Annotated in this window: 8 protein-coding genes; 7 read left to right on the forward strand and 1 reads right to left on the reverse strand. The window is 63.0% G+C overall.

What is annotated here, in order from left to right:
* The 3 genes from WBV42_RS15955 to WBV42_RS15965 form a co-directional block, all read left to right on the forward strand.
* Positions 1–238 (forward strand): hypothetical protein (locus WBV42_RS15955; protein WP_423986899.1); only part of this gene is annotated, 238 nt, incomplete at its 5' end.
* Between the two features lie 66 nt (positions 239–304).
* Positions 305–1279, forward strand: coding sequence for a phosphomevalonate decarboxylase MvaD (gene mvaD, locus WBV42_RS15960; RefSeq protein WP_423986900.1), 975 nt, complete (start codon positions 305–307; stop codon positions 1277–1279).
* A gap of 80 nt (positions 1280–1359) precedes the next feature.
* Positions 1360–2487: an NAD(P)/FAD-dependent oxidoreductase gene (locus tag WBV42_RS15965; protein WP_423986901.1), complete on the forward strand. Its 1128-nt coding sequence runs from the start codon at positions 1360–1362 to the stop codon at positions 2485–2487.
* Here the strand turns inward: WBV42_RS15965 and WBV42_RS15970 are convergent.
* Positions 2484–2840: a hypothetical protein gene (locus WBV42_RS15970; protein ID WP_253228000.1), complete on the reverse strand. Its 357-nt coding sequence runs from the start codon at positions 2838–2840 to the stop codon at positions 2484–2486. The genes WBV42_RS15965 and WBV42_RS15970 overlap by 4 nt on opposite strands.
* A gap of 143 nt (positions 2841–2983) precedes the next feature.
* Here WBV42_RS15970 and WBV42_RS15975 point away from each other — a divergent pair, with 143 nt between their 5' ends.
* The 4 genes from WBV42_RS15975 to WBV42_RS15990 form a co-directional block, all read left to right on the forward strand.
* Positions 2984–3205, forward strand: coding sequence for a hypothetical protein (locus WBV42_RS15975; RefSeq protein WP_223301811.1), 222 nt, complete (start codon positions 2984–2986; stop codon positions 3203–3205).
* A 272-nt stretch (positions 3206–3477) separates the two neighbouring features.
* Positions 3478–3933 (forward strand): thiol-disulfide oxidoreductase DCC family protein, encoded by a 456-nt coding sequence (locus tag WBV42_RS15980; RefSeq protein ID WP_423986902.1) that lies wholly within the window; start codon positions 3478–3480, stop codon positions 3931–3933.
* A gap of 394 nt (positions 3934–4327) precedes the next feature.
* Positions 4328–6256, forward strand: coding sequence for an asparagine synthase-related protein (locus tag WBV42_RS15985; RefSeq protein WP_423986903.1), 1929 nt, complete (start codon positions 4328–4330; stop codon positions 6254–6256).
* Positions 6253–7123 (forward strand): alkaline phosphatase family protein (locus tag WBV42_RS15990; RefSeq protein WP_423986904.1); only part of this gene is annotated, 871 nt, incomplete at its 3' end. The genes WBV42_RS15985 and WBV42_RS15990, both read left to right, overlap by 4 nt.

Consider the following 7123-nt stretch of genomic DNA (forward strand, 5'->3'; position numbering starts at 1 on the left):
GCGGAAAAGAACCATCATGCTGGATTGCCAACGGGTGAGCATGGCCACCGATAGCACCCCCGTTTCGTGGACGGACCCGAACTACGTCGCGGCGGTCGTCGGCGTACTCGCCGTCGGCGCGCTTTACTTTTACAGCGCGTGGTCGGGGGCTGGACCGACGACGAATGAAATCACGTTCGTCCTCCTTGCCGTTTTCCTCCCGACGACACTCGCCTACGAAATAGCACGGCGTTTCTGAGAATCCGCCTCACTCCGATGCTCGAAATCCAGAGAGTTTAAACGCCAGTCACACAGCCATCTCCGTATGAAAGCGACCGCGAAGGCCCACCCGATTCAGGGTTTGGTCAAGTATCACGGGATGCGCGACGAGGAACAGCGATACCCGTATCACGACAGCATCAGCGTCTGCACCGCGCCGAGTAACACCACGACGACCGTCGAGTTCGACGAGTCGTTCGACTCGGACACCTTCGTCGTCGACGGCGAGGAACTGACGGGCCACGCCGCCGACCGCGTTCGAAAAGTCGTCTCGCGCGTTCGGGAACTCGCGGAAATCGACACCCGCGTTCGATTGGAGAGCGAGAACAGCTTCCCCTCGAACGTCGGCCTCGGTTCCTCTTCATCGGGATTCGCCGCCGCCGCGATGGCCGCCGTAGAGGCTGCCGGACTCGACCTTTCGCGTCCGGACATCTCGACCATCGCACGCCTCGGGTCGTCCTCCGCGGCCCGCGCCGTGACGGGCGGGTTCTCGGACCTCCACATGGGCCTGAACGACCACGACTGCCGTTCCGAGCGACTGGAGTCGCCGCTCGAAGACGATGTTCGCATTGTCGCCGGACTGGTTCCGGCGTACAAGGAAACCGAGGAGGCCCACCGCGAGGCCGCCGACAGCCACATGTTCGACGCGCGACTGGCGCACATTCACGACCAACTCGTGGAGATGCGCGACGCGCTCCGCGTGGGGGACTTCGACCGCGTGTTCGAAACGGCCGAACACGACTCGCTGTCGCTCGCCGCGACGACGATGACCGGCCCGGCGGGGTGGGTGTACTGGAAGCCCGAAACGCTCGAAATCTTCGACACGGTTCGGGAACTCCGCAACGAGGAGGGAATTCCCGTCTACTACTCCACCGACACGGGGGCGAGCGTGTACGTCAACACGACGGCCGAGTACGTGGACGAGGTGGAGGACGCCATCGCCGACTGCGGCGTCGAGACCATGAGTTGGAAGGTCGGTGGACCGGCCCAAATCCTCCCCGAGGAAGACGCGCTGTTCTGAGACCGAGAGACCGACCGATTTTCGACCTCCCGTTTTATGCGGGGAGTACGCCTTTCACCTTCCCGCTCGTTATGCTTCGCATGCAGATCGCAGTTCTCGGCGCTGGCTACGCCGGTCTGGCCCTCGCTCGGAAACTCGAAAAAGAACTTCCCGACGGGACGAATCTGGTCGTCGTCGAGGAGACCGGACACCACCTCGTCCAACACGAACTCCATAGGGTCATCCGACGGCCGTCGCTCGCCGACCAAATCTCGATTCCGCTGACCGAGGTTCTCGACTGCGAGGTACGCGAAACCCGCGTCGAGTCGGTGAACCCGAACGAGGGAACCGTCGTCCTCGCGGACGACGCCGACGACGAACTCGGCTACGACTACGCCGCCGTCTGCCTCGGTGCCGAAACCGCCTTCTACGACCTTCCCGGCGTCGAGGAGCACGCGATTCCGTTGAAGCGACTCGAACACGCCGAAGAGATTCGGGAGGGGTTCCTGGATGCCGACGGCGGACGCGTCGTGGTCGGCGGTGCGGGGCTATCGGGCGTGCAAGTCGCGGGCGAATTGGCTGCCCTCGCCGACGAGGAACTGATGGACGTCGAACTCGTCCTGCTCGAACAGTTCGACCACATCGCACCCGCGTTCCCGGCCAACTTTCAGGAAGCGGTCCGGGAGCAGCTCGAAGCGCGCGACATCGAGATTCGAACCGGGACGGCCGTCGAACGGGCCGACGACGGGACGATCACGCTGGCGGACGGCGAGACGCTGGACTACGACGAGTTCGTCTGGACGGGCGGCATCCGCGGGTCGGACGCGATGGACGGAGACCGTGCCCGCGTCGATAGCACGCTTCGACTCGGCGACGAAACCTTCGTCCTGGGCGATGCCGCACAGGTCGTGGACGGCGACGGCGAGGCGGTCCCGGCGAGCGCACAGTCGGCCGTGCGGGAAGCGCGCGTCGTCGCCAACAACATCGTTCGATTGGTCGAAGAGGAGGACCGAGACGACGTGTTCGACCCGCGGCTCGACCAGTTCACGTTCAACTCGCCGGGATGGCTCGTCTCGGTCGGCGACGGTGCGGTCGCACAGGTCGGCCCGACGGTCGTCACCGGGACGGCGGCAAAGGCACTCAAAGCGACGGTCGGCGCTGGATACCTCTCGTCGGTGGGTGCGGTTCGAAACGCGGTCGATTTGATCGGAGAAGAGTTGGGCGACTAGACTCCCGGAATCCCGAGCGAGGAGAACGTCAGGACGTCCAGGATGGCCAGCACGTAGGTGATGACGACGACCGAGAGCCAGCCGATGAGGCCGATCCCGATGGCGTTGCCCCAACCGCCGGGGTAGCGCCAGTTGATGACCCAGATCCACGCGACGAGGATGACGATCCAGCCGAACAGCCAGCCGAGCAGTACCGCGACGATTCCACCGATGACCGAGCCGACGATGGCAGTGATGAGCGCGTAACCGTAGTCGTCCGTTCCCGTGACGACCCGCGCACCGATGTAAATGCCGAGGGCACCGATGAGCAGGCTCACGATGAAGCCGACGACTGAACCGATGAGGGATAGCATCGTGATTCCCTTTACGACGAACCTGTTTTTATATGAACCGCTTGTGGTTCGGCCGAAGGGTGGGGCCGAAGGGTCAAGCCGAAATATGTATACCGAACGAATCCAGCATCAACTTTAAGGTACTGGCTCCTCCTTGGCTCATCATGGCACGCGAACCAACACTCGACACGATACTGCTTGGCGCAGTCGGGGCCGGTGCCGCGGCGATAGTCGGAACCCGCGCACTGGAGTACTACCGGGAGCGTTATCGTCGCTCGGGACCCTCCGTCGTCTGCACGGAATGCGGCGAGGAGATGCCCATCGACGACGTTCTCGACCCGACAGTCACCTGCGCATGTGCGACCAGTAACATTCGAACGGACTGAGAAACCGCTACTCGGACGGATTGAGAATTCACTGCGTGCCACGACGTTCACTTTTGAGACGAAATCGGGACGGGGAGTTAGGCGCGGCACAAACTGCCGCGAAGTCCCCACTCGGTTACTCCGATGAAGAGTAGGAGAACGCCACGACGAGCCATCGCCCCGTTTGGGAGCAGCGCGTCGGCGAATAGCCCGGTCGAATCCGACGGTTGGTACCCAACACGGTCGATTCCGACGAATCTATCGGCCAGGAGGCCGAACGTCGAAACGAACAGATGGCAACCGAACCCGACTCCGAAGAACCCACCGACAGGCCCGACCACCCCGTGTTGCTGTTCGACGGCGTCTGTAACCTCTGTAACGCTGTCGTTCGGTTCACGGTGCGGTTCGACGAGGCGGGAACGTTCCGCTTCGCGCCGCTTCAGTCCGAAGTCGGCCAGTCGCTCCTCTCCCACCACGACCTCCCAACCGACGAGTTCGACTCGTTCGTGCTCGTGGACAGCGAGAACTGTTACACCCGTTCGACCGCCGCGCTTCGCGTCTGTCGGGAACTCGACGGACCGTGGCCGCTTCTGTACCCGCTTATCTATCTTCCCGAGGCATTTCGTGACCTGGTGTACGACCTGATAGCGAAATACCGCTACCGGATCTTCGGCCGAAAGGACGAATGTCCGATACCACCCCCCGAAATCCGCGAGCGGTTCGTGGAGCGCTCGCTCGACTCCGTTTGATTCGCTATTCTTGACTCCGTTTGATTCGCTATTCGGGACGTTTGACGTCCCCTACTCACGTTTGACCGTCCTTACTCTCCGGTTTGTTCTTCCCTACCAGCACGTTTGAGCTCCCCTACCCAGTGGGTAGGTACCTTCTTCCCGTCCGTTCGCACCCACTGATTCACCGGTAGGACAACGCACATCGGCCACAGGCCGCGTATAACAATGGTTCGGTACCGCCAGTTGAATTTCAGTGAGAACGGATGAACGAAAGGCCACACCGAATCGAGTCAGGATGTCGTTCCGGAGAACGGGTCGCCCAACCGCCGCCATCGAACGGTCGGACTAACGACCACTACGCTGGAACTACGGACGAGAAGGGAGAACGGGTGGTTTCCGGAGGGAAAGGCACATGGTAGGGTTGTTCGGGGCGTTCGGTCCCCGAAGGGTCGGCTTAGACGAGTTTCCGAGCATGCAGTGGGGAGGAGAGCGAACCGACTCGTTCGCCGACGAACGGGTCGCCGTGACTAGCGGGTTCCATCGACTCCTCGCCGACGAGCAACCCGTCCGAACCGTCACCGGCGACACGCTGGTGTGGATCATCGGCGACGTGTACGGCTTCGAGCGGAACGGCTCCTACCAAGCACGCCCGGACTCCATCGACACCCCGACGTACTGTGCGAACCTGTACGAGTCGTACGGTATCGATTTCGTCGAAGGGGTAAACGGACAGTTCGCGGGCATCGTCTACGACCGCGAGAAAGGAACCGTCTCCCTGCTGACCGACCGACTGGGTTCGTATCCCCTGTTCCACACCCACGTGGGCGACACCCTGGTGTGTTCGACTGACATTCAGACGCTCGCCGAATACCCCGGCGTCGACCCCGAATTCGACCGCGACTATCTCGCGGAGTACCTCGCGCTCAAACGGTCGTTCGGCGTGACGACGCCGCTCTCCGGGGTCGAAAAGTTCCCACCCGCGTCGGTCACGACCGTCGACCTCGACGGAAACACGACGGAGTCACGTTGTTACTGGCGGCCCGAATTCACCCCGCGAGACGAACCGTTCGAGAACTTCGTCGAGGAGTTCGTCTCGCGGTTCCGGCAAATCATCGACGAATGGGTACGGGAGGACCGAACCTACGGACTGCTGTTGAGCGGCGGGAGCGATTCGCGCCTGGTGATGGCCGCGATGGACCAGCCAGTGATCGGCTTCCACATGAACGACTGGCGAAACCGCGAGGCGCGAATCGCCGACCGAATCGCGGCGGCCGCCGGGAACGAACTCCTCTTCCTACCCCGCACCGACGACTACCGACGGCGAAGTTTGGAGCGTAACCCGCCGCTCTCGAACTTCGACGGGTGGTACAAACAGGGGTATCCGACGGGGTTCGCGGAGGAACTCACCGGAACGGTGGACGTGCTCCTCTCGGGTCTGTACGCCGATACCCTGTTCAAGGGCCACCAGATACCGTCGCCGAAACTGTCGCTCGGTTCGTTCGGGAACGTCACACTTCCCGTCGAAGATCAGATTCGGACGATCGACGAGTTCATCGACGGACTGGCGGTCGAGACGCCGAGCTATTTCGACGGCGATGTGGACGTCGAATCGGTCCTCCGGGAGAACATCTCCGTCACGGCGGACGGCGAGATCGACCATCACGGGGTCCGATACCGGTCGATGCGGGAACTCGTCCTCTGTGGCGAGTACTATCCGCTATCGAACGACACCGAACTCATCTACACGAACAGCCTCCGACAGCTTCGACCGTACCGGACGCCGTTCCTCGACAATCGTCTCATCGACCTCCATCTCTCGATGCCCATCCGGTATCAGCTTCGGCGCAACCTCATGCACCGCGCCATCGAGCGGTTCGATTCGCGTCTCGCCGCCGTTCCTCATTCGGAATCCGGCGTTCGAATCGACCGCTCGTTCCCGGTCGAATACGCCGGGAAACACCTGAACGCGCTTCGGTGGAAGCTCTTCGAGAGGGAGGAGCCGCCGCGACCGTGGTGTACGCACGGACCGTGGCCCGACGACGAGGAGTTCGTGCGGCAAAGCGAGTTCGTTCGGGACGCGCTCGCGGACGACCGGGACCTCGTGGACTCCCTCCCCTTCCTCGACTGGGACGGCGTGAACCGATGCTACGAGGACCACCTCGGCGGCGAGGACAACGCCGTCGAACTGTACACGCTGTTGACCCTGTTGGAGATGCCGGTCACGAAACGGATCGGTGGTGACGCGGATGCTGGCGGGACCGCGTTGAGCGCCCCCTCCGGACCCACCACCGAGCGACCACGTCTTCGACTGCCGACCGCCGACGGAGGTGACGGGAAGTGAGCGAGGACGGGTTGGACGTGCTGGTGATCGGTCTCGACGGGGCGTGCGGCCCGATTCTCGAACCTCTGTTCGAGAAGGGAGCACTCCCGAACCTCGAATTGCTGTTCGACGACGGAGTGTCAGGCCCGCTCGAATCCCAACTCCCGCCGTGGACGCCGAGCGCGTGGCCGTCACTGTTTACCGGAGTGAATCCCGGCAAGCACGGCGTGTTCAGCTTTCTGGACTACGAGGGGTACGACTGGAACGTGGTAGACGGCGACGACGTTCGGGCCGAACCGCTCTGGGGACACCTCTCCCGGAACGGGATCAGGAGCGTCGTCGTCAACGTCCCGGTCACGCATCCGCCACGCGACTTCGAGGGCGCGCTCGTGCCGGGATACATGGCTCCGGAATCACCGGCATGTCACCCCGAGAATCTGCTCGCCGAACTCCGCGATGAGATCGGGGAGTACCGGATCTATCCCGACACGACCGACGCGACACCCGAGGAGGCCGCCGCCGAGTATCGTGACGTCGTGAAGACCCGCGGTGCGGCATTCCGGTATCTCACCGACCGCTTCGAGCCCGATTTCGGCTTCGTGCAGTTCCAGCAGACCGACACCGTGTTCCACGAGTTCCCCGGCGAGCGGGAAACGATCGAGGCGGTGTACGAGGCCGTCGACGAGCAGGTCGGGGAAATCCTCGACGCGACCGACCCCGACACCGTCCTCGTCGTCAGCGACCACGGGATGGGGGAGATGACGGGGACGGGGTTCTACGTCAACGAGTTCCTCGCGGATCACGGCTACACGGCCGTCTCACAGGGTGGCGAGGGCATGCCGTCGTGGGTTCCGACCCGGGAGTCGAAACTCAGGAACGGCGGGGACG

This window comes from Haladaptatus sp. (assembly GCF_049589095.1).
In the GTDB taxonomy this organism is placed as follows: Archaea; Halobacteriota; Halobacteria; order Halobacteriales; family Haladaptataceae; genus Haladaptatus.

What these genes read in the sequence shown, in the direction of transcription:
- WBV42_RS15980 (WP_423986902.1), top strand. Translation starts at nt 3,478, where the DNA reads ATGGCAACCGAACCCGACTCCGAAGAACCCACCGACAGGCCCGACCAC.
- WBV42_RS15985 (WP_423986903.1), top strand. Translation starts at nt 4,328, where the DNA reads ATGGTAGGGTTGTTCGGGGCGTTCGGTCCCCGAAGGGTCGGCTTAGAC.
- mvaD (WP_423986900.1), top strand. Translation starts at nt 305, where the DNA reads ATGAAAGCGACCGCGAAGGCCCACCCGATTCAGGGTTTGGTCAAGTAT.
- WBV42_RS15965 (WP_423986901.1), top strand. Translation starts at nt 1,360, where the DNA reads ATGCAGATCGCAGTTCTCGGCGCTGGCTACGCCGGTCTGGCCCTCGCT.
- WBV42_RS15975 (WP_223301811.1), top strand. Translation starts at nt 2,984, where the DNA reads ATGGCACGCGAACCAACACTCGACACGATACTGCTTGGCGCAGTCGGG.
- WBV42_RS15970 (WP_253228000.1), bottom strand. Translation starts at nt 2,840, where the DNA reads ATGCTATCCCTCATCGGTTCAGTCGTCGGCTTCATCGTGAGCCTGCTC.